Annotated in this window: 1 protein-coding gene; it reads left to right on the top strand. The window is 80.4% G+C overall.

Annotated features, from left to right (window positions below; translation table 11 throughout):
- A partial coding sequence (locus tag F6X68_RS34570) for a helix-hairpin-helix domain-containing protein (RefSeq protein ID WP_370519029.1) occupies positions 1-747 on the top strand: 747 nt, incomplete at its 5' end.
- Positions 748-955 lie beyond the last annotated feature (208 nt).

Below are 955 nucleotides of genomic sequence, written 5' to 3'. Positions count from 1 at the left end.
GGGCACGAGGTCGTGCTGCCGGTGGCCGCCGAGGTGACCGGCCCGGTCGACCGCCGACCGGCGGAGGAGCCCGCCCCGAGCACCGACGCACAGCCCCTCCCGGCCGCCGCGACGGAAGCCCTTCCCGCCGCCGACGCGGAGCCCGTCCCGGCCGCCGCCACCTCGGCGCCGACGAGCGTGACCCCGGCCGAGCCGGAAACCGCACCCGTCCCCACCGCCGTCGGTCCGGCCGAGCCCGCTGCCGAGCCCGCTGTCGTGGCCGCCTCCGCCGTCGAGCCGGAGCCAGCCCACGCACCCACCGAGCCGGAGCCGACCCGCGCCACGCCGATCGAGCCGGCCCCGGCCGCCGCCACCACGGTCGAGTCGGCCCCTGCCGCCGCCACCACGGACGAGCCGGAGTCGACGCCGGCCGAGCCGGTGGTCGTTCCGGCCGGACCGGTGGTCGTGCCGGCGCCGCGCGGCGAGGTGGACGCCCCGGTCGCGACCGACTCCGACGCCGCCGACGACTTCCGCCGGATCCAGGGCGTGGGCCCGAAGATGGCCGCGGCGTTGCAGGCGGCCGGCATCCGGACGTACCGGCAGCTGGCGGAGCTCGACGAGGCCGCCCTGCGGGAGACGATCCGGGCGGCCGGGCTGCGGGCCGCGCCGAGCCTGGCGACCTGGCCGCAGCAGGCGAAGGTGCTCGCCGGCGCCCCGCAGGAGGCGGCCGCCGCCCTGCCGACCCCGGTGGGCGGCGCGGACGCCTGACCGGCGTCGCCTGCCGCGTTCCCCGTCGGCGCCGGACGGCGGTACCCGAACGGATCGGGCACCGCCGCACGACCGATCCGCCGTCGCCGACATCGCGGCGCCCCGACCACGGGGCGCCGCGATGTCGGCGTTCGGGGCCGAAACACGAGGAGATGACGGCGCAAAGGCCCGCGCCGGCGCCGGCCAGCCGCCCGGCCCCGCACGCACG

Source organism: Micromonospora sp. AMSO12t, from assembly GCF_008806585.1.
Classification (GTDB): Bacteria; Actinomycetota; Actinomycetes; order Mycobacteriales; family Micromonosporaceae; genus Micromonospora; species Micromonospora reichwaldensis.
Note: the sequence above shows the minus strand (reverse complement) of the source record. Positions and strands in the feature narration are given on the sequence as shown.